Here is a 22,073-nt window from a genome sequence, read left to right as displayed (position 1 = left end):
GGGTAGCCCTATCACGCGCGGTTCGCCGGAATGCCGGAATTCCATGAGTACGCCTGGTTTCGAGGGTCGAGGTTCGGGCCGAGCCCGGTCCGCACGGCCGGAAAGGGGACAACCAACGGTGCCGCAGAGGAACCGATGCCGCGGAACGGAAGCGCACCGGTGCTGACGCCGACCGGCGACACCGCGTCGACCCCGGGCGAGCTGCCTGCGCCGCCACGGCTCGGCCTGCGTGGTCCCGGTCCGCGTCCGCCCTGCCCGCGTTCCGCTGCCCGCCCCGGCCGGATCGTGGCCGCGGCGGTGGCCGTGCTGGTGCTCGCGATCACCGGCCTGGCCTGGCACGACACCGGCAACCTGATCGCCGGCATCACCCGGATCGGCAATCTCGGCCTCGGCGGCGGCTCCGACGGTGCGATCGACATCCTCATGGTCGGCATCGACAGCCGCACCGACGCCCGCGGCGCCCCGCTCACGGCCGACGAGCGGGCGATGCTGCACGCCGGCGACGAGGACGGCGCCACCAATACGGACACCATCGTGCTGATCCGCGTGCCCAACGACGGTCGCTCGGCCACCGCGATCTCGATCCCCCGCGATTCCTACGTCGACATCCCCGGAGTGGGTATGGGCAAGATCAATTCGGCGTTCGGCGTCTCCAAGGCGGCCGCGATGGACAAGCTGATCGGTCAGGGCGTGCCGCAGGCCGAGGCCGAGCGGCAGGCCGATCAGGCCGGCCGCCGGGCGCTGATCCGCGCGGTCGCCGATCTCACCGGGATCACCGTCGACCACTACGCCGAGGTCGGGCTGCTGGGCTTCGTCCTGCTCACCGACGCGGTCGGCGGGGTCGACGTCTGCCTGAACAACGCCGTCTGGGAACCGATGTCCGGCGCGGACTTCCAGGCGGGTGAACAACGGCTGGACGGGGCCGACGCACTGGGTTTCGTGCGCCAACGGCACCGGCTGCCGCGCGGCGACCTGGACCGGATCGTCCGGCAGCAGGTGTTCATGGCCTCCCTGGTTCATCAGGTGCTCAGCGCGCGCATCCTCGCGAATCCGAAACGGCTGCAGGAACTCGGCGACGCCGTCGGCCGCACCGTCGTGCTCGACGACAATTGGGACGCACTGCAATTCCTGCGGCAGCTGGAGGATCTGTCCGCCGGACAGGTGAAATTCGAGACGATCCCGGTGCGGGACATCAACGGCACCACGCTCGACGGCGAATCGGTGGTGCGGGTGGATCCGGGCACCGTGCGGTCGTACGTGGCGGCGACGGTGAACACCCGGGCCGCCGATCCGGATTCGGTGGATCCCTCGTCGGTGACGGTCGACGTCTACAACGCCGGCGGGGTCGGCGGGCTGGCCAATCAGGTGGCACAGGCGTTGGCCACCAAGGGTTTCCGCACCGGGACCGTGGACAACTGGATCGCGGGCGGTATCCCGGGCAGCCGGGTGCTGGCCGGGAACACCGGCGATCGCCGGGCCAGAGCCGTGGCGAAGGCGCTCGGCGACCTGCCGGTGGTGGCGGACGCGGGCCTGCCCGAGGGCACGATCACGGTGGTGCTGACCGCCGACTACTCTGGGCCGGGCTCGCCGGCGGGTAGCCTGTTCGACCTGTCCGGAGCAGTGGGCACGGCGGTCCCGGTGCCGCCCGCACCACCCATCGACGCCGGCCAGAACGGACCCAAATGCGTGAACTGACCCAGACCGTCACCGAGGCGCTGCTGGACCCGATCCTGGCCCGCGACCCGTCCGGCCCGCGCATCACCTACTACGACGACGCCACCGGCGCTCGCATCGAGTTGTCCGCGCTCACCCTCGCGAACTGGGCGGCCAAGACCGCCAACCTGATTCGGGACGAATTCGGGCTCACGGCCGGGTCCCGGGTAGCGGTGCTGCTGCCGGCGCACTGGCAGACCGCGGCCGTGCTGCTGGGTTGCTGGTGGGCCGGGGCGGAAGTGGTGCTGGAGCCGGACGAGGACGCCGAACTGGCCCTGGTGACGAAGGATCGGCTCGAGGATGTGGCCGCGGTCGCCGAGGTCGCGGTGCTGTCGCTGGATGCGATGGGTAGCCCGGTGCACGACCTGCCGGTGGGCCTGACCGATTTCGCGACCGCGGTACGTACCCACGGCGATCGCTTCCACCCCGCTGGCGCGGGGGTGGCGCTGGCCGGACTGCCGGTCGCCGAGGTGCTGGACCTGGCCCGCGCCTCCGCCGCGCGCCAGGGATTCACCGCCGACGACCGGGTGCTGTCCGAGGGATCGTGGACGAAGCCCGAGGAGCTGATCGACGGTCTGCTCGCGGTGTGGTCCGCGGGATCGTCGCTGGTCCAGGTGGTGAACGCCGACCCGGAGCAGCGCGAGCGGCGGCGGAGCGCCGAGCGCGTCACGATGACGCGCGTCCTACCCGGGTAGGGGGTCACAGTCCTTCCGGGGGCTGTTTTGCCGGGTCGTCCGGATGCCTAGGGTGAGAGACGAAATCGACGAGGAACGGGGGCGGTGGCGTTGGGGATGGGAATGGCGATGGGGCCGTATTACCGGTTGCGGTGGTTCGCCGCACAGGGTTTGCCGCGGTTCGCGTTGCGTGCGGCGGCACGCCGGGGCGACACTCTCTCGCGGCTGACGACCGATCCGTCGGCCCTCGAAGATCCCTATCCCCTGATCGAATCGCTGCGGGCACAGGGCCGGATGGTGCGGTCCTCGCTGGCCTGGGTGACCACCGATCACGAGCTGTGCCGGACGATACTGCGCGACAACAGGTTCGGCACGCGAGCCGCCGAGGGTTTCGACATCCCGCGGCCGTTGGTGCGCATCGCCCGGCGGGCCGCGTTGCCGCCGAATCCGATGGAGCCGCCCTCCATGCTGGTGATCGATCCCCCGGAGCACAGCCGGATGCGGCGGCCGGTGGCGTCGGCCTTCACCCCGCGCGCGATCGCGCGGCTACAGGATCGGGTCGAGTCGATCACGGAGGAGTTGCTGGACGGGCTGCCGGCCGGCCGGGAGACCGATCTGGTCACCGGATTCGCCGCGCAGGTGCCGATCGCGATCATTTCCCGGATGCTCGGTTTCCCCGAGGAGGCGCGCGATCAGTTCCTCGACTGGGGCGACCGGATGACACCGCTGCTGGATATCGGCCTGTCGTGGCCGGTCTGGCGCGATGCGATCGTGGCCATCGGCGAGATGGACCGCTACGCCGACGAGCATCTGGCCCGGCTGCGCCGAGAGCCCGGCGAGGACATCCTGTCCAGCCTGGTCGCCGCGGGTGAGCTGGGCGATCGGGAGCTGAAGGCGACGGCGAGCCTGTTGATGGGCGCCGGTTTCGAGACCACCGTCAATCTGATCGGCAACGGCATCGTCCAATTGCTTTCCCACCCCGACCAATTGGCGCGCCTGCGCGCCGAGCCCGACCTGTGGCCGAACGCCGTCGAAGAGGTCCTGCGTCTCGACGCCCCCGTGCAGTCCACGGCCCGGGTGGTCGTCGCCGAGGGAGCCGAGATCGGCGGGGTGCGGCTGCGGCGCGGCGCGACCGTCGTCGTCTCGCTGGCCGGCGCGAACCGGGATCCGAACGTATTCCCCGAGCCGGACCGTTTCGATGTCGGCCGCGCGAACGCCAAGGAGCACCTGACCTTCTCCACCGGTATCCACGCCTGCGTCGGCGCAAGCCTGGCCCGGATGGAGGCCACCCACGCGCTGCGGGCGTTGTTCGAGCGCTTCCCCGATCTACGGCTGTCCGGCGCACCGGAACGCCGTCCGCTGTTCACGCTGCACGGGTACAGCCGGTTACCGGTGGCACTGGGCCGCCGGGCCGAACAGAGCTCGGTCGTCTAGCTGAATCCCACGACCTGGTCGCCCCAGGCCGTGTGCAGGTCGTGATCGGGGTCGTCGACGATGCGGTCGACGCCGTCGATGAGCAGGGTGGTCCGCGTCGATTCACGGTACGGCGGCCAGTGTTTCGAGCCGTCCAGCGCAGCGGGCACGCCGTGCTCGGCGAAGGCCACCCAGCGGCGCATCAGCCGTCCCGATACCTCCATCGCGGCCTTGCGGCCGCCGAGCCAGAAGGTCGGATCATGGTTGAACGAACCGAAATTACCGAATACGTAAGGCAATTCGGTGGCATGCCCCGCGCCGACCCGGGCCGCCTTCAGCATCGGCGTGGCCTGATCGAACCGGTACATCCAGGTGCGGCTGTGCCGCGAATGCGCGTCGGCCACCCAGTGGGCGGGCATCCGGAAGGCGGCGTCGGTCGACATCGCCAGCGCGCCACGGGATTTCGCCAGATCGGGATAGGCGGAGGTGATCTCCGCGATCCGATGTGCGGACAGGGTCGGATGATCCTGCGCGATGGCGGCCAGCATCGCGTTCACCGCGTCGGGAGTGACCGGCATGATGGGCGACCGGAACAGCCGGAACAACGAGGCCTCGTCCCGATTGGTGCCGATGATCAGCGGCACCCGGTGCGACCGCCCCAGTTGGAAGACGTCGGTGGGATAGGTCGGCAGCAGGTCGCCGTCCACCACGGGGGCCGCGGCCAGCCGGCCCGGCGACTGCATCGGCACCTCGTCGAGCAGGATCCCGGCCGCCGCCACGATCCGCTCGATCGGACATTCCCACAGTTCGGCGGCGCGGGTGGCGGGCAGTTCCATCAGGTCCAGGAACCGCTGCGCCACCACGGCCCCGTGCGCCGGCCCGAAGACGGTCGTCGCCGGCGGGCTCTGCGCGATGGCCCGATGGAACAGCCCGGCGGCCGACGGCGAGGTCAGCAGCGCGGTGACGCATCCGGCGCCGGACGATTCACCGAAGATGGTCACGTTGTCCGGATCCCCACCGAAGGCGGCGATGTTCTCCCGCACCCAGTTCAGGGCCGCGATCTGATCGTGCAGGCCGAGATTCGGCACGAAGTCGGAGCCGAGCGAGGTGAGGTCGAGGAAGCCCAGGGCGCCGATGCGGTAGTTGACACCCACCACGATCACGTCACCGGTCTCGACCAACTTGTGACCGTCGTAGATGGCCTGCGCCGCGGTGCCGAGGCAGTAGGCGCCGCCGTGCAACCACACCATCACCGGGCGGGGGCCCAGCTGTTCCAGCCGGTCGGCGGTGGGCGCCCAGACGTTCACCCAGAGGCAGTCCTCACCCATCCGCAGCGACGGATCGATGGGGACGGTGTTGCCCATGGTCTGCGGGGCGATCACCCCGAATTCCGTGCAATCCCGCACCCCGTCCCACCCCTCTGGTGGCCGCGGGCGGCGGAAACGCAGCTCGCCGACGGGTGCGGCAGCGTAGGGGACGCTGCGCCAGATGTCGACCGCACCATCCCGCAAACCCCGGACCGCTCCCGCGGTGGTCCGCACGATCGGACCCGAACCGTCTCGGTCCGCCTCCGGCGCCGCCTCGAAGAACTGAGTGCTCACCGCGCACCTCCTCACCCGATGCGGCGCCCGTCGAGACCCGTGCCGGCAACACCATCGCCGGTCACGGATCCGTCGACCGCCGTAAAACTCCTGTCTATCGAGAGTACGTCGGTGATCAAGTGCACCGGTCCGCTGAGCGGTCACAACCGTCGATCGACGCGGTCACGACCTCCGGGCACGGGCACCGGCTCGCGTGCCCATTGTGACCGGATACACATGAATTCGCAGTTCCGCAACAGACCGGCGCATCGGCCGCGCACCGGCGGGTATGGCCTCCGGTCCGATCAGGGCCGGTCGATATGCCCCAGATCGCGGTCCGGCGCGACCCTGTCCCGGACCCGTTGCTTCAAAACGGCGATATCCGGAAAGCCGCCGTCGGACTTTCGCTCCCAGATCTGCTCGCCGTCGACGGTGATTCGGAACACACCACCGCTGCCGGGCACCAGCGCGACCTCGGTCAGATCGGTACCGAAGGTATTGAGCAGTTCCTGCGCCATCCAGCCGGCCCGCAACAGCCAGCGGCATTGGGTGCAGTATTCGATCGCCACGCGTGCCATACCGGCACCCTACGGGCGGACTCGACGCCCGCGCCTGCTCCACCCGCGAACCGGATCAGCGCGGATCGGCGGCGATGTCGCCGTCCACGTACACCCAGCGCCCGTCGACGCGGGCGAACCGGCTGGATTCGTGCAGCGAGCCCCGGGTCCCGGCCGTCCGATAGTGGGCCCTGAACGCCACCACGCCGGTGTCGTCGAACGGCCCACCGCGTTCGGTACTCAGCACCTCCAGCGACAGCCAGCGCTGCTCGGGGTCGAGGGCCAGCGTGCGGGGCCGGGTGCGAGGATGCCAGGACCGCAGGAGATAACCGGTGTCGCCGACCGCGAACGCGGTGTACCGGGATCGCATCAGGGTTTCGGCCGTGGGCGCGGGCGTGGCGCCGGACAGGCGCGGCCCGCAGCACACGCCGAAATCGTCGCCGCTGCGGCACGGACAAGGGTCGGAATCGAGCGGAATCGAACCGTCGGCGGCGCTGACCATGGCTCGATTATCCGGAGCCGGGCGGCAGCGGCACCATCCGGATGCCGCCCGGTTCGCGGGTCACACCGCAGATCAGGCTCCGCTGAACATCCGCAGGAGCGTCATGACGTTGACCATGGCGCTGGTGCCGTTGGCCGCCATGGCGGAGCCGGTATTGAGCAGGTCGAGCGTGCTGAGGAAATCCACGATGCCCTCCTTCATCCAGGCGTGATGCCCGATCGAGTCCGACCGCATTCGTGCCGCAACTTCGCAGCGTCTCGGACGGTACCGGTCGAGCGGTGCCGGCATCAGCGAATTCGACGTCTCGACATCATATTTCACCCTCGGCAAGCCGAAATACCGGACAATACAGTCTATTTGCGCGGCGATTGCGGGAAGGTATTCAGCGCGACGCGGTTCGGACGGTCTCGAGCCGGTCGACGAGAAGCACCGTGTCCTCGTACCAGCCACGCAGTTCCTCGACCGTGGGTGCGAGTTCGTAGTCGTGGTGGTGGCCGGCCCGCGACAGCACCGCCCACAACGCCGAGATACGAGCGGCGACCTCCGCGCCGATGTAGACGTCCAGGGCCAGCAGTTGCGCGCGCATGCTGCAGCGGGCCAGCGGTGGCGCGACCCGCAGCCACAACTGATCGATGGCCTGCTCCAGGGTGATGCGCAGGATCCACACCGTGGCCCGGGACCACAGGCCGCCGGCATCGGTCACCGCGCCGCGCAGCAGGTCGTCGGCGGCGGCGAGCCGCTCCGGCACGGTCGGGGTCACCTGTTCAGCCATGCGATCAATTTCCTGGTGCCGGAGAGCAATTCGCCACCGCTGCGGCCGATGCGGATGTGCGCGCCGGCCGCGACGTCGCCGAGCACCGACTTCGCCCAGGGCGCGTCGCGATCCAGCAGATCGTTCAGATCGTCGACCAGATTCGGTTCGCCGAACACCGCCAGCGACACCTTCTCCCGCGTGGTGCGGGCCGCGTCGACACGGCGCTGCACCTCGCGATGGTCGACGCCGTCGGCCAGCAACTGCGCCCGGGCCCGGGCCAGCGCGGCCGCCTCGACCGCGGAGCGGCAGCAGGTGACGACGAGCTCCGTGGCGATCGCCTTCGGCAGCTGCCGGGTGCGCAGGAGCGCGTTGGCGTCGTCGAGGTAGCGGCGCACGGGATCCTGGCCCACCCGCACCTCGACCACCGACCGCTCCCGCCGCTGGACATCGAGAACCGTTGCGCCCAAACGTAATCGGCGTACTGCCTCGGCAAGGCGCTCGTCGTGGGTGAACACCACCACCTGACGGCCGCTGCGGGCGACCGCGGCCAGCACCTGGGCCAGACCGTCCACCTTCGCCGGATCCATCGCCTGTACGGGATCATCGATGACGACGAAACCGAACGGGCTCTCCGGCACCGTGGCCCGCGGCAGGAACAGCGCGAGGCCGAGAGCGTGCAACTCGCCCTGGCTCATCACGCCGAGCGCGGTGGCGCCGGCGTCGTCCACGGTGACGTCCAGCAGCACCTTGCGCGTCGCACCCGCGGTGCCCTGCAGCCGGACCACCCCGAGATCGACATTGCTCTGCTGGCGCAGGCCACGCCAGATCCGCCGGGCGTGGTCGGCCAGCGGCGTCATCCGTTCGTCACGCAGGCCCGCCGCGGCGGATTTCAGCCATTCCTCGGCGCGCTTGACCGTGCGCAGTTCCGGCTCCGCGGCGGCGACGCCGGACGCGTCCTGCATCCAGGCCGCGATCCGCGGCATCAACGGGGTCCAGGCCGCGTCCAGCCGATCGAGTTCCTTTCTGGCCGAACGTTGCAGCACGGTGAGGCAGCGCAGCGCGTCGGCGTGCGCACCACGCAGGCGATCCCCGCGCGGGGTGCCGGCGCAGGGCGCGTCCGGCGGACAGGCCTCCCCGCCGGCGGCCGCCCAGACCGACCAGGTCCAGCGGGCCGGGCCGGTGTCCACGCCGCTGCCGTCCAGCGCCGAGGGATCCAGCTCGGACGGGACCGGACGGACCAGTTCCCGCACTCGGCGCAGGGCCTCGTCCAGTTCGTCGTGTGCGGCCGTCAGCGCCGCGGCCCGCTCGGTGAGGCGAGCGATCTGCGCGTCGGCGTCCCGCTGCCACCGCTGATCGAGCGTGCCCTGTCCGCACAACGGGCACGACACCTCGCCACCGGCATGGGTGTGCGCACGGGCGCGCCGCAACAGGTCCAGGACCCGCAGCTCGGCCTCGGTGTCGCCGGTGCTGTGCCTGGCCAGGGCCGCGAGCCGGTCGTCGAGTACGCCGGCGGCCGCATCGACCTCTGCCGCGTCGGGCAGCCGCAGCCGCATGATCGCCTGCAGCGCGGCCGCTCCGGCCGGATCGTGCCGGGCGCCGGCCAGCTCCCGGCCGATCTCCGGCAGATCCGGCTGAGCCTCCCGCAATAATCCGGCAACCCGAACCGCGCGCTCGTCCGCGATGGACTCCAGATCCGCCAGCAGGACCTGACGCTGGTCCTTGCACTGCCGCGCGGCCCGTTCCAGTTCCAGCCGCCGGGTCCGGGTCCGTTCCTGCGCCGCGGTCAGGTCGTCGAGTCCGAGCAGCCGGTGCAGCGCGTCGAACAGGTCACTGGGACGACCGTCGACCAGGGCGCCGAGCTCGCTGTAGGACAGGAACGGTCGGTACAGCTCGAGTGCCGGCGCCCAGTCCTGCGCCGCGAAATCGGCGGGCAGGGATCCGTCGCGCCGCATGGTCCAGGCGCCGTCGGCCAGGTCTGCGCCGTCGGGCCATTGCCGGGTGACGGTGAGCAGGCCGGCCGAGCCCGTGGCGGTCAGCTCCAGTTCGATGTGGGACTCGCCGCCGTCGTGGAGGTTCCGCCAGCCCTCCCGCCACACCGACGACCGGCCGGACCAGCGCCGATTGTGGCCGGTCAGCGCGAGTTCGGCGGCCTCGGCGAAACTGGATTTCCCGGATCCGTTGCGCCCCACCACCAGTGTGAGCCCCGGTCCGGGCGGCAGTTCCAGCACCGCCTCCGGCCCGATCCCGCGAAACCCGCGCACCCGGATGGCGCGGATGAAGATTCCGGTGCACGTCGGCGGCGCTCCGCTGCTGTCCGGCGGCGCGCCGAGCGCCTCGAGCACCGTATCGGCGACGTCGCCGGTGATCGACGAGTCCTCGGCCAATCGGCGCGACACCAGATCGAACAGGCGCGGCGCGGCCCGTCCGGGATCGTCGGGGGCATCCCCCACCTGGCCACTCCCTCTGCCTTGCATGCCCTCCGCCGCGCGTGTGACCACGCTCGGCATGTCGTCACGCCTCCGGCCGATTTCCCCATCGGCCGCCCGCGAACTCTTTCGTTCGCCGAAGGAGGCTGTGCCGGAACGGTACCCGATCGGCGGCGGTTCCGCGCTGCCCGAAGAACCGGCCCGGCGGGACGCTATGGCCATCGAGAGGATCCGTTCCGACCCGATGTCCACCCCTCGGTCGTCCCGGCCGGGGCAGTTCCAACGAATGCACCCGAAGTGGGTGGCCCGGGTTGAACCGAACAGAACAGAATGACAGATGACCCCTCGTGCGGCAAGGGTTCTTGACGTCGCCAAACCCTTACCGCAGCATGGCAATTCATCAGCAATCGATATCGCGCGCACCCTCCCGGGCCGCCCCGCCGGGCGGTACCGGATTCTTGTCGGTGGCTTCCGATACAAATCCGGGCAAGCGAGCGGACAGGGGGCGACGATGACCACAACTGCCACCGGAGTGGACACCATGAGCTGGACCGCGGATCGGATCGCCGCCCTGGCGCCGGACGGCGCCTCCCTCATCGCCGCTCGCGCACTCCGCGGCAAGTGGAGCGGCACCGGCCGGCACCGGGCCGCGCTGTGGGGGCTGTGCGAAGGTAGCGGATCCACGCCGTATCGAACGATCATCGATCTGGACGGACCGGCCTACCGCTGCTCCTGCCCGAGCCGGAAGTTCCCGTGCAAGCACGCTCTCGCGCTACTGCTGGCCTGGTCCGAGGGCATCGTGCCCGAGGCCGCCGCGCCTGCCGACTTCGCGGCCGAGTGGCTGGCCGCGCGAGCCACGCGCGCCGCGAAACCCGTTGCGGCCGTGGATCGGACCCCCAGGCCAGGCACGGCCGAACAGCGCCGGTCCCGGGTGGCGGCGGGCCTGGCGGATCTGGATGTCTGGCTGTGCGACCAGGTCCGCACCGGACTGGCTCAGTCCGACCGCTCGTTCCGGGCATTCGAGACCGTGGCCGCGCGGATGGTGGACGCCCAGGCGCCCGGGGTGGCGGCGGCACTGCGGCAACTGCCCCGCGCCGTCGTCCGGCCGGACTGGCCGGTGCTGCTGTTGCGCGAGTTCGGCCGTCTGCACCTGCTGGCCGCCGCGCACCGGCGGCTCGACGAGCTGGCACCGGGACTCGCCGCGAGCGTGCGCACCCATGTCGGCTATCCGGCCACCGCCGAATTCGTGCGGGCACAGCCACCGGTGCGGGACCGCTGGATGGTGCTGGGGCAGCGGCAATCCGAGGAGGATCGCCTGCACACCCGGCGAGTCTGGTTGCGCGGCCGCGAATCCGGTCGCTGGGCGACGATCGTCGACCACAACTTCGGCAGCCCGGTCTTCCCGCCCGATATGCCACTGCCCGGGACGATGCTCGACGCCGACCTGCACTTCCATCCGGCCGCCGCGCCCCTGCGCGCGGTCTGGGGTACCAGGCACGACGTTGCCGAGCCGTTCACCACCGTGCCCGCGGCCCGCGGGGACCGGGCGGGCGGGATCGAGACCGCGCTGCGCGAGCACGCCGTCGCGCTCGGCGCCGATCCATGGCTGCGCGCATGGCCGGTGCTGCTGCCGGAGGTCGTGCCGATGGTGACCGAGAACGACTGGTACGTCCGCGAATCCGACGGCCGCGCGCTGCGGCTGGCCCGGTTCGCCGACGCGCCCTGGTCGCTGCTGGGCGTCTCCGGCGGCCATCCGGTGACAGTGATCGGCGAGTGGACCGCCGACGGGCTGGTGCCTGTCTCGGTGTTCACCGCCGGTGACATCGTCGGCATCACCGCCGATCCGGTGTCGGGGGCGCCCGGCGACACGTCGGCCGATCCGATGTCGACGGCGCTGCTGGGCACCGCGCGCCGCGGCGTGCGGACCGTGGATCTGCCACCGCCCGTCGCGGTGGCCGCACAGCGTTTCTCCGGTGATCCGGCCGCGGTATTGCTCGACATCGCCGTCGTGCACGATCTGTTCACCCGGGGCGCGGTCCGGCCCGAATCCGTGCCCGCGCCCGAACCCGCGGCCGACGACGATCGCCCGGTGCTGCCGCAGGCGGCCGCCGCGCGGCTGGCCGAGCTGCTCACCGGCGGTTCCCCCTTCCTGCCCGAATGGTTCGAGGCGGCCGAGCGCCCGGCGTTCCGGGCCCCGGACGCCCTGACCGGCCTGGTCCTGGACCATGCACGCACCCGGACGGAGTTACGGGAGTCGCTGTTACGGCTGGCAGGTACCCGCGGCGCGTGGCTGGCCGGACACAATCCGGCCTGGCGCGCTCTCGTGCGTGGCGCCCCCGACGCGACCGGCGTCTGGTCGCACGGCCGGGCCGCCGAGCGGCGGGCCTGGCTGACCGCACTGCGCGCCCGCGACCCACGGCGCGCCCTGGAGACGCTGACCGATTCGTGGCGGCGCGAACCGGGCCCCGTGCGCGCGGAACTGCTGGCGGTGCTGGTCGACGGGCTCACCCTCGCCGACGAACCGCTGCTCGAGTCCGCCCTGGACGACACCCGATCGGAGGTGCGGCTCATGGCGGCGGAACTGCTTGGCCGCCTGCCCGATTCGGCCTTCGGCCGGCGCATGGAGTTACGGGCGGCGCGATGGCTGCCGTTGACCTACGGACAGCTCTCGGTGCGCATACCGCCGGAACCGGATGCCAGCGCGCGGCGCGACGGGCTCGCGGCCCGGCCGACCGGCACCGGTTACCGGCTCGGCGGCCTGTCCGACGGCCGCGCCGAACGGTTGCACCGGCTCGTCGCCGCGACCCCGTTGCGCTACTGGGAGTCGCTGTCGCTCGGCCCCGTCACCCTGCCCGAGGTCGAACTCGACGACGGCATGCTGGAACCCTGGCTCGCCGGACTCGCCGAGGCGGCCCTCGCCCAGCGCGACATCGCTTGGGCGACAGCCCTGTTCGATCTGTTCGGCAGGGCGCCGACGCTCGGACCCACCGTGGAGGTGCGCCGGGAGTTGTTCGCTCTGCTGCCCGCCGACGATCGGCTGCGGCGCCTGCGCGGCCTGGACAGCAGCTGGCTGGCCGAGCTGGAACTGCTGATTCCCGCCGTGCCGCGACCGTGGCCGCTGCCGCTGGCCGAACACGTGATCCGGTTACTGCTGGATCGCGGCCATCTGGCCACCGCGCGCCCCGGCGCGCCCGGCCTGTCCCCCGTCTCCTACCGCAGCCTGTTCCACGCGGCGGCGGTGAACTTCCCGACCGAGGCCGCCGCGGCGGTCACCGTCGCGGCCCGCCGCTGCGGGGATCCGCAGTGGGAGCGCGCCTTCGACCATCTGGCCGACGACCTGACCCGACGCAAGACCATGCTCGAGGAGCTGCGATGACGACCACCGAAACCGGTACCGGCGAGCTGCTGCGGCCGCACGCCGAACAGACCTTCGCCGAGGAACTGCGCGCCCTGGCCGCCGCCGACGACCGGCCCCGTCCGCCGTCGTGGCGACTGTCGCCGTGGGCGGTGGTGACCTATCTGCTCGGCGGCATACTGCCCGACGGCACCGCCGTCACCCCCAAGTACGTGGGCCCGCGCCGGCTGGTGGAGGTGGCGGTCGCCACCCTCGCCACCGACCGCGCCCTGTTGCTGCTCGGTGTGCCCGGCACAGCGAAAACCTGGGTTTCGGAACATCTTTCGGCCGCCGTCTGCGGTTCGTCGACTCTGCTGGTGCAGGGCACTTCGGGCACCGCCGAGGAGGCGATCCGCTACGGATGGAACTACGCCCGGCTGCTCGCCGAGGGGCCGAGCACGGGTGCGCTGGTCCCGTCACCGGTGATGACGGCGATGCACCGGGGCTCCCTCGCGCGGATCGAGGAGCTCACCCGGATCCCCTCGGACGTCCAGGACGCACTGATCACGGTGCTGTCCGAGAAGACCCTCCCGGTGCCCGAACTCGGCACCGAGGTGCAGGCGGCCAAGGGCTTCAACGTGATCGCCACCGCCAACGACCGCGACCGTGGCGTGAACGAACTGTCCTCGGCACTGCGCCGGCGGTTCAACACCGTCGTGCTGCCGCTGCCCGCCACCGAGGACGAGGAGGTGGCGATCGTGACCCGGCGCGTCGAACAACTCGGCGCCGCACTGGAACTGCCCGCGGTCCCGGCCGCCGCCGACGAGGTGCGCCGCGTGGTGCGGGTGTTCCGGGAACTGCGCTCCGGCATCACGGCCGACGGCCGCACCAAACTCAAATCACCGTCGGCCACCTTGTCGACCGCGGAGGCGATCTCGGTGCTCACCAGCGGCCTCGCCCTCTCCGCGCATTTCGGCGACGGCGTGCTGCGGGCCGCCGACGTCGCGGGCGCGGTCCTGGGCGCGGTGATCAAGGATCCGGTCGCCGACGCCGTCGTCTGGACCGAATATCTGGAGGCCGTCGTCCGCGAACGCGAGGGCTGGTCCGATTTCTACCGAGCGTGCCGCGAGGTACACGAATGAGCGACGCCGCCACCCGCCCGCCGGCCGAGGAGCCGCCCGAGACAAGGGTTTTCGGCATCCGCCACCACGGCCCCGGTTCGGCGCGCTCCGTGCGCCTGGCCCTGGAACGCTTCCGGCCCGACGCCATCCTCATCGAGGGCCCGGCGGACGCCGACCCCCTCATCCGCTATGTGGCCGCGGACAGTATGGCGCCGCCGGTCGCCCTGCTGGCCTATGTACCAGACACGCCGGCCCATGCCGCCTTCTGGCCGTTCGCCGTCTTCTCCCCCGAATGGCAGGCCCTGCGCTACGCCGCCGACCACGGTGTATCCGTGGGCTTCTGCGATCTGCCCGCGGCCATGGTCCTGGCCGCCGACGCCGAGCCCGGCGATCGCACCGACCCGCTCGCCGAACTGGCGGCCGCCGCCGGCTACGACGACCCGGAACGCTGGTGGGACGCCGTCATCGAATCCACTGCCGACGCGGACATCTTCGACGCGCTCACCGAAGCGATGGCAGCCCTGCGCGAACCCGCCCCCGGTTCGATCGCGGTCCCGAATCCGCCGCCCCGCTCAGCCGATCCGGCTACGGCCCCCGGCGACACCAATGCGGAACCAGACACCCGAGCGCGCCGGGCGAGCGCTGCCGGCGGTCCGGGCGATCTCGGACCGTCGCAGGCGCGGAGCGCAACGCCAGGCCGGCGATCGGTACCGAATCCGAGCAGCCTGCCCGGCGACCCGGCCTCGTCTCGACGTCGCCCTAATGAACCGGCCGGCGTATCGGCGCGATCTTCGCGAACCGTGGGCGACACAGCCGTCGGGCCGCCGCGTCCACGACGTTCAGCCGACACATCCACTGAGGCACAGTCATCACGACACTCAGCCGATCTGCTGGTCGGCTCGGGGCACGACCGGCACTGGGCCGAGACGGCGAGCGATCTGCGAGAAGTTCCGCAGGACACAGAGTTTCGTGTCGACCCGCACACTTTGCGGCGTGAGGCGTACATGCGGCAGGTGATGCGGCAGGCACTCAAGGGCGGGGCACGGCGGCTGGCGGTGGTGTGCGGAGCCTGGCACGCTCCGGCGCTGGCCGGGAAACTCGGTCCGGCGGTGGCGGACGCGCGGCTGTTGAAGGGGCTGCCGAAGACGAAGGTCACGCTGACCTGGGTGCCCTGGTCGCATTCGCGGCTGGCCGATGCCTCGGGCTACGGGGCGGGGGTCACCTCGCCGGGCTGGTATCACCACCTGTTCACCGAGACGGATCAGCCGATCGCACGCTGGCTGACCAAGGTCGCCGGACGGCTGCGGGCTCAGGATCTGCCGGTCTCCAGCGCGCACATCATCGAATCCGTCCGGCTGGCAGAGACATTGGCGGCGTTGCGCGGGCGTCCCCTGGCTGGTCTGTCGGAGGTGACCGACGCGACCCGGGCCGTCCTGTGCGACGGCGACGAGTCCCTGCTGCGGCTGATCGGCGCCGATCTGGTGGCCGGCGAAGCGCTCGGCTCGGTCCCCGACGAGGCGCCGACCGTACCCCTCGACGCGGACCTGCGCGCCCAGGCCCGGAAGCTGCGGCTGAAACAGGAGGCCCACGAACAGCGTCTGGACCTGGATCTGCGCAAGGATCGCGAGGTCGCTCGCTCACATCTGCTGCATCGGCTACGGCTGCTCGGAATCGACTGGGGCACGCCCGCTTCCAGTGATGTGCGCAGCACCGGCACCTTCCGCGAGACCTGGTCGCTGCGCTGGGAACCGCAGCTCTCGATCGCCGTCGTCGAGGCGTCGCGCTGGGGCACCACGATCGCGGCGGCCGCCCGGGCCAGACTTCTCGACATCGTCGCCGACGAGCGCGCGACGGTCGACCTGGTCGGCGGCGCGCTGGAGTCGGCGCTGCTGGCGGCCCTGGACGACGCGATCGAAGGTCTGGTCATGCGATTGGAATCGGTTGCGGCACTGGATCACGACGTCACGCATCTGCTGGCGGCGCTGCCCGGTGTCGTCCGCACGCTGCGCTACGGCGATGTCCGCGGGACCGATGTCGGCGCGCTCGCCAGAGTCGCCGACGGCCTGCTGATCCGTATCTGTGCCGGCCTGCCGGGCGCGGTCACCGGCCTGGACGCCGACGCCGCCACCGCCGTCCGTACCCAGCTCGACGCGGCCCACCTGGCCATCGCCACCCGCGACGACGCGCACGCCACCGAGACCTGGCTCACCGCCCTGCGCACCCTGGCGGACCGCACCGACGTACACGGCGCACTCGTCGGCCGCATCGTCCGGCTACTGTGCGACACAGGCATTTTCGACGACGACGAGGCAGCCCGCCGATTGTCGGCGGCCCTCTCGATCGGCCACTCCCCGGCCGAGAAGGCCGCATGGATCGACGGCTTCCTCGGCGGCCGCGGCCTACTCCTGGTCCATGACGCCGAACTGCTCGGACTGGTCGACACCTGGCTCCGCGGCCTCGACGACGACCAGTTCACCACCACACTTCCCTTGCTGCGCCGCACGTTCGGCGCCTTCGAGGCCGGCGAACGCCGCGCCATCGCCCAAGCCCTCCGCGGCGGCACACGATCGATGCGAGTCGCGACGGCATCAGCGGACCACGATGCCGAACGAGGCGCCCTCGCCCTCACCGCCGCCCTCGACATCCTGGCGGTCGCCCGATGAACAGTCCGGATCCCTGCTCTTGTACGGCAGCACCAACCGGGGCCCGGCCCGGGCGACACCGCGAATCCGATACGGCGCGACGGAGAGCCGCCGCGAGCACGGCCGCCGAATCGTCGCGCGCAGTGCGGCGACCCGGTACGGACCGGCACAGTCGAACTGCGGACGTTCCATATCGTTGCCCGCGAGCTACCGCGCTCGGCTCTTCGCGGCACATTCACCACGGTGGCCACGCTGACGGAGGTCTCACCGCCTACGGCCCGCACCCCACCGGCCTGCCGTGGACCGGACGGGACCGCGATGTACAGCCGAATCCGTGTCGGCACAACAGAACACTGATCGGCACCGCCCCACAGGCCCCCGACGTACGGCCGGATCCGCTTCGGCACAACGGCACTCGGGTCACCGTGCTCCGGTTCGGTCCCGGCTGCACAACCGTATTCGAGCAGGCACAACTCGACTCGGGCGCAGCATTCCGCCACAGCAGCAGAAAGGCAGGCGCGCGACGATGACCGGCACCCCGGACAATTCCGCTGCGGCAGTATCGGACTCGGACAGCGTCGACGAAACGCGTTTGCGCCGTTGGCGACTGGTGCTCGGCGCGCCCGCCGAACCGGGTCTGGGCGGGCTGGATTCGGCCGACGACGTGGCGATGGATCGGGCGCTGTCGGCACTGTACAACGCCGACGAGCAGACCCCGGGCGAGAAAAGGTCGGCGGGACTGGGCGGTTCGGCCCCGAAGGTGGCGCGCTGGCTCGGCGACATCCGCAACTACTTTCCGTCCACGGTCGTGGAGGTGATGCAGCGGGACGCAGTCGAGCGCCTGCATCTGACCCAGTTGCTGCTGGAGCCCGAACTGCTCGAAGCGGTCGAGCCGGATGTGCATCTGGTCGGCACGCTGCTGAGCCTGAATCGGGTGATGCCCGAGACCACCCGCGCAACGGCACGCACGGTGGTCGAGAAGGTGGTGCGGGAGATCGAACGCCGGATCGCGGACCGCACCGTCGCGGCCGTGTCCGGTGCGCTGGATCGCGCCGCGCGCACCTCCCGCCCGAAACTGCGGGATATCGACTGGGACCGCACCATTCGCCGCAATCTCGCGCACTACCTACCCGAGCAGCGCACGGTGGTCCCGGAACGCCTGGTCGGCCACGGCCGCAAGGCGAATGCGGTGCGCCGCGATGTGGTGCTGGCGATCGACCAGTCCGGTTCGATGGCCTCGAGCGTCGTCTACGCCTCGGTGTTCGGAGCGGTGCTGGCGTCGATGCGGTCGTTGCGGACGTCGCTGGTCGTGTTCGACACGGCCGTCGTCGATCTCACCGAGGAGTTGCACGATCCGGTGGATGTGCTGTTCGGTACCCAGCTCGGCGGCGGCACCGACATCAATCGCGCGATCGCCTACTGCGGGCAGCTGATCAGCCGGCCCGCCGACACGCTGTTCGTGCTGATCTCCGACCTCTACGAGGGTGGCATCCGCGACGAGATGCTGCGCCGGGTGGCCGCCATGAAGGAGGCCGGGGTGCAGGTGCTGGTGCTGCTGGCCCTGTCCGACGACGGCGCGCCCGCCTACGACCACGACAACGCCGCGGCGCTCGGCGCGCTGGGCGTGCCGGCTTTCGCCTGTACCCCGGATGCCTTCCCCGACCTGCTCGCCGTCGCACTGGATCGCGGCGACGTGGCCGGCTGGGCGCGGACCGAGGCCCTGCGGCGCGGGTCCCGCTGATGTGCCCCGCGGATGACACGAGGCGCCGTCCGCGCGGTTGCCCACCGCACCGACGGCGCCTCGCGCCGGGCTCAGGGGAGCCCCGGCCGGTCTGCCAGGAATCCGTCGCCGGCGATCAGCCGCCGGCCATCAGCGTGAGCAGCTGCCCGGCCGCACCCATACCCTTGGTCGCCAGGTCGAGAACGACGGTGAGAACCTCCATGACCGATCTCCTGTCCGAGCGTCGTTGGAGCAGACAAAAGAGACAGCAGGCGGAATGCTACCGCCGCGAACCGGTCGTTCGCCCAGAACTCGGACCACGGCGCGCCGCCCTGGAGCGCGCCGCCCTAGAGATCGGCGATCGCGGCCAGCGGTGGCGTACGCGCGGCCCGGACCGCCGGCCACAGCGCGGCCAGCACCCCGACCACACCCGCGCCGACGAGCATCAGCACGACCTGACTCCACGGCACCGCGATCGTGCCCAGCCCCAGATCCCGCAGCGTGCGCAGGAATCCGACGCCGAGCCCCAGCCCGAGCACCACACCGACCACGGCGCCGAACACCGCGATCAACATGGATTCCAGATAGATGGCCCGCCGTACCTGCGGCCGCATCGTGCCCACCGCGCGCAACATGCCGATCTCCCGGCGCCGCTCCACCACGGACAACGCGAGCGTGTTGACGATGCCGAGAATCGCGATCACCACCGCGAGCGCCAGCAGTCCGTACAGGATCGCCAGCATGGTGTCGACCTGCTTGCCCTGTGCGCCCTTGAAATCGTCCCGGTTCTCGACCTGTACGACCACGTAGGGCGCGGTCGCCTTCTCCAGTCCGGTCCGGAGCCCGGTCACGTCGGCGCCGGGGGCGGCGGTGATCAGCACCACCACATCGGTGCGGAACGCCACCGGCATCACCTGGTCGTACAGGGCCGGCGCCACCACCAGCGGCCCGAGCAGCTGGGTGTCCTTGTAGATGCCGGAGACGTTGAGCGTGAACTTCTTGTTGTCCACACTGGTCAGCACCACTTGGTCACCGGCATGCCAATTCCGTTCCCCAGCTTCGGTTTCCGAGACCAGGATGTCGGTGTCGCCGAGTGTGCCGGTGCCGCGGCGGACGTCGTAGTTCAGCACCCGGTTCATCGGACCGTCCGGCGAGACGCCGGTGATCTGCTCGTCGCCGGCCTTCAGCAGCACGCCCCGGAACGCCACGACATCCTGCACGCCCGCAACGGATCTCGATGCCTGCGCCGCGCCCGGCGGTACCCCGATCAGCTGCGGCCCGGCCAGGATGTAATCGGCCTTCACCCCCTTGTCGACCAGCTCACCGACGCTGGCCTTGGCCGACGATCCGAGCATCCCGATCGCGGTGACCAGCATCAGCCCGAGCGTGAGGGCGAATGCGGTGGCGGCGGTGCGGCGCGGATTGCGCACCGCGTTGTTGCGGGCCATCCGCCCGATCGCTCCGAACGGCCGCACCAGCACGCCGAGCGCGCCGATCACCGGCCGCGACAGGGCCGGCGAGGCCATCAGCACCGCGAAGATCAGGGACACCGCGCCGACCCCGACCACGATGGCGGCGTGCCCGCCGGTGTGGCGCGAGGCCAGGATCACCAGCGCCGCACCGATCACCGCCAGCACCGCACCCGCGATCGTCCGGGGCCGCAGCGAGTCACCGACGGAGGCGAACTCCTCGCGCATCGCCTCGACCGGCGGGATCCGCGCCGCGCGGCGGGCCGGTGCGTAGGCGCTGATCACGGTCACCACCAGGCCGACACCCAGCGACACCAGCACGGTACGCGGCAGCACCTGCATGGTGCCGGTGGGCAGCCCCAGCTGGAACGCGTTGAGCAGCGCCGACAACCCGAACGCGAGCCCAACCCCGCAGGCCAGGCCGATCGCGCTGCCGAGCAGTCCGATCACCGACGCCTCCGCCACGACCGAGCCGCCGACCTGCCCGCTGCTCGCGCCGATCGCTCGCAGCAGGGCCAGTTCCCGCAACCGCTGCGCGACGATCATCGAGAACGTGTTGTAGATGATGAACGTGCCGACCAGCAGCGCGATCGCGCCGAACGCGAGCAGGAAGTAGTTCACGAACTTCAGCGCCTGCCCGATCTGCGCCTTCAGATCCGCCCGGACCTGCGCCCCGTCGAGCACCTTGTAGTCAGGCAGCGCCTTCGCGATCCGGTCGCGCAGCGCGTCGGCGTTCGTGCCGGGCGATGCCGCGAGGTCGGCGTAGGCGACGTGCTTACCGTCGGTGAACAACTGCCGTGCCTGCGCGTCCTCGAACAGCAGCCCGATGTACCCACCGGAATCGGAGGACAGTTCGTAGATGCCGCTGACCGTGACGTCGACGATCCCGTGCGACGGCACCAGCACCTTCGCCTTGTCACCGACCGCCAGCCCGGCCCGCTTCGCGCCCCCGACGTTGATGGCGACCTGTCCCGCGGCGGGCGCGCCACCGTCGACGAACTTCTGCGACGGCGAAACCGACTGCTCCGGCGGCAGATACGACTGCCCGAAGGTGGGCGCGCCACCGGTCTGCACCGCGTGCCCGTCCTTCAGCAGTACGGTCGGGCCCTGCACCGCCGGCGCCACGGCCCGCACGCCGTCGGTCGCCGTGAGCTGGGCCACCACGTCCTGCGGAACACCGAGCGACTGCCGCTCCTTCGGCGAGACCCGCACGTCCACGCCCTTGGCCTGATCGCCGAAGATGCCGTCGAAGGTGTTCTGCAAGGTGTCGGTGAACACGAACGATCCGGCGATGAAGGCGGTACCCAGCACCACCGACAGCAGGGTCAGCGCCAGCCGCAGCTTGTGCGCGGCGAGATTGCGCAGGGTGACCCTGCGCATCGGGGAGGCGGCCATCGCTACTTCTTCTCCATCGACTTCATCCGCTCCAGCACCGAATCGGCGGTCGGATCCCGCAGTTCGTCCACGATGCGGCCGTCGGCGAGGAACACCACCCGGTCGGCGTAGGAGGCGGCATGCGGCTCGTGCGTGACGATCATCACGGTCTGACCGAATTCGTCCACCGCCGTCCGCAGGATCGACAGCACCTCGTTGGAGGAGCGGGAGTCCAGGTTGCCGGTGGGCTCGTCGCCGAAGATGATGTCCGGCCGGCCGGCCAGCGCCCGTGCGCAGGCCACCCGCTGCTGCTGCCCGCCCGACAGCTCGCTGGGCCGGTGGCTGAGCCGGTCCCGCAGGCCCAGCCGGTCGATGACGATGTCGAGCCACTGCTCGTCGGGTTTGCGGCCCGCGATGTCCAGCGGCAGGGTGATGTTCTCCAATGCCGTCAGCGTCGGCACCAGGTTGAACGCCTGGAAGACGAAACCGATGCGGTCGCGCCGCATCCGGGTCATCTGTTTGTCGGACAGCCCGGTCAGCTCGGTGTCACCGATGTGGACCGTGCCGGAGGTGGCGCTGTCCAGGCCGGCGAGGCAGTGCATGAGGGTCGACTTGCCGGAGCCCGAGGGGCCCATGATCGCGGTGAACTCCCGCTGTGCGAATTCGGCTGATACTCCGTCCAATGCCCGGACCTGAGTGTCTCCCGATCCGTACAGCTTCACCAGGTCTGTCGCGCGAGCCGCGGCGGTGATTGCGCCAACGGCAGTTTCGGTGCCAAGAGCTTCGGCAGTCAT

Annotated in this window: 15 protein-coding genes; 7 read left to right on the top strand and 8 right to left on the bottom strand. The window is 70.9% G+C overall.

Annotated elements, in window-relative coordinates; genetic code table 11:
* Positions 1-135 precede the first annotated feature (135 nt).
* The 3 genes from NRB56_RS18670 (at position 136) to NRB56_RS18660 (ending at position 3,821) form a co-directional block, all read left to right on the top strand.
* On the top strand, positions 136-1,695 hold the full coding sequence (locus tag NRB56_RS18670) for an LCP family protein (protein WP_227837995.1): 1,560 nt from the start codon (positions 136-138) through the stop codon (positions 1,693-1,695).
* Positions 1,683-2,408 carry a TIGR03089 family protein gene (locus tag NRB56_RS18665; protein ID WP_153343968.1) on the top strand — a complete coding sequence of 242 codons (726 nt, stop codon included), beginning with the start codon at positions 1,683-1,685 and terminating at the stop codon, positions 2,406-2,408. Before NRB56_RS18670 ends, NRB56_RS18665 begins: the two co-directional genes overlap by 13 nt.
* 108 nt (positions 2,409-2,516) lie before the next feature.
* Positions 2,517-3,821: a cytochrome P450 gene (locus NRB56_RS18660; protein ID WP_153344397.1), complete on the top strand. Its 1,305-nt coding sequence runs from the start codon at positions 2,517-2,519 to the stop codon at positions 3,819-3,821.
* On the opposite strand, the gene NRB56_RS18655 is transcribed toward NRB56_RS18660, so the two are convergent.
* The 6 genes from NRB56_RS18655 to NRB56_RS18630 form a co-directional block, all read right to left on the bottom strand.
* Entirely contained in the window at positions 3,818-5,401 is a 1,584-nt protein-coding gene (locus tag NRB56_RS18655; RefSeq protein ID WP_319943184.1) for a carboxylesterase/lipase family protein, read from the bottom strand. The two genes, NRB56_RS18660 and NRB56_RS18655, sit on opposite strands and share 4 nt — an antisense overlap.
* A 284-nt stretch (positions 5,402-5,685) precedes the next feature.
* Positions 5,686-5,958, bottom strand: coding sequence for a SelT/SelW/SelH family protein (locus NRB56_RS18650; protein WP_153343966.1), 273 nt, complete (start codon positions 5,956-5,958; stop codon positions 5,686-5,688).
* Between the two features lie 55 nt (positions 5,959-6,013).
* A complete protein-coding gene (locus tag NRB56_RS18645) occupies positions 6,014-6,439 on the bottom strand; it encodes a YchJ family protein (protein ID WP_153343964.1) in 426 nt (141 codons plus the stop codon).
* 72 nt (positions 6,440-6,511) lie between these two features.
* Entirely contained in the window at positions 6,512-6,673 is a 162-nt protein-coding gene (locus NRB56_RS18640; RefSeq protein WP_153343962.1) for a hypothetical protein, read from the bottom strand.
* Between the two features lie 148 nt (positions 6,674-6,821).
* The gene (locus NRB56_RS18635) at positions 6,822-7,211 is read right to left on the bottom strand and encodes a hypothetical protein (RefSeq protein WP_153343960.1); all 390 of its coding nucleotides are present in this window, start codon (positions 7,209-7,211) and stop codon (positions 6,822-6,824) included.
* The gene (locus NRB56_RS18630; protein ID WP_319943183.1) at positions 7,196-9,643 is read right to left on the bottom strand and encodes an AAA family ATPase; all 2,448 of its coding nucleotides are present in this window, start codon (positions 9,641-9,643) and stop codon (positions 7,196-7,198) included. Before NRB56_RS18630 ends, NRB56_RS18635 begins: the two co-directional genes overlap by 16 nt.
* A 487-nt stretch (positions 9,644-10,130) precedes the next feature.
* Here NRB56_RS18630 and NRB56_RS18625 point away from each other — a divergent pair, with 487 nt between their 5' ends.
* From NRB56_RS18625 to NRB56_RS18605, 4 genes are all read left to right on the top strand, one after another.
* Positions 10,131-12,995, top strand: coding sequence for an SWIM zinc finger family protein (locus tag NRB56_RS18625; RefSeq protein ID WP_153343958.1), 2,865 nt, complete (start codon positions 10,131-10,133; stop codon positions 12,993-12,995).
* Positions 12,992-14,095 (top strand): ATP-binding protein, encoded by a 1,104-nt coding sequence (locus NRB56_RS18620; RefSeq protein ID WP_153343956.1) that lies wholly within the window; start codon positions 12,992-12,994, stop codon positions 14,093-14,095. The genes NRB56_RS18625 and NRB56_RS18620 overlap by 4 nt, the downstream gene beginning before the upstream one ends.
* Complete coding sequence (locus tag NRB56_RS39120; RefSeq protein ID WP_227837993.1) at positions 14,092-16,737, top strand: DUF5682 family protein; 2,646 nt, start codon at positions 14,092-14,094, stop codon at positions 16,735-16,737. The genes NRB56_RS18620 and NRB56_RS39120 overlap by 4 nt, the downstream gene beginning before the upstream one ends.
* A 505-nt stretch (positions 16,738-17,242) precedes the next feature.
* Complete coding sequence (locus NRB56_RS18605; RefSeq protein WP_153343954.1) at positions 17,243-18,457, top strand: VWA domain-containing protein; 1,215 nt, start codon at positions 17,243-17,245, stop codon at positions 18,455-18,457.
* A 326-nt stretch (positions 18,458-18,783) separates the two neighbouring features.
* On the opposite strand, the gene NRB56_RS18600 is transcribed toward NRB56_RS18605, so the two are convergent.
* Together NRB56_RS18600 and NRB56_RS18595 are read right to left on the bottom strand one after the other, a co-directional pair.
* Positions 18,784-21,300 (bottom strand): ABC transporter permease, encoded by a 2,517-nt coding sequence (locus NRB56_RS18600; RefSeq protein WP_153343952.1) that lies wholly within the window; start codon positions 21,298-21,300, stop codon positions 18,784-18,786.
* A gap of 2 nt (positions 21,301-21,302) precedes the next feature.
* Positions 21,303-22,073 carry an ABC transporter ATP-binding protein gene (locus NRB56_RS18595; RefSeq protein WP_153343950.1) on the bottom strand — a complete coding sequence of 257 codons (771 nt, stop codon included), beginning with the start codon at positions 22,071-22,073 and terminating at the stop codon, positions 21,303-21,305.

Origin of the sequence: Nocardia aurantia (genome assembly GCF_009604425.1) — a bacterium.
In the GTDB taxonomy this organism is placed as follows: Bacteria; Actinomycetota; Actinomycetes; order Mycobacteriales; family Mycobacteriaceae; genus Nocardia; species Nocardia aurantia.
Note: the sequence above shows the minus strand (reverse complement) of the source record. Positions and strands in the feature narration are given on the sequence as shown.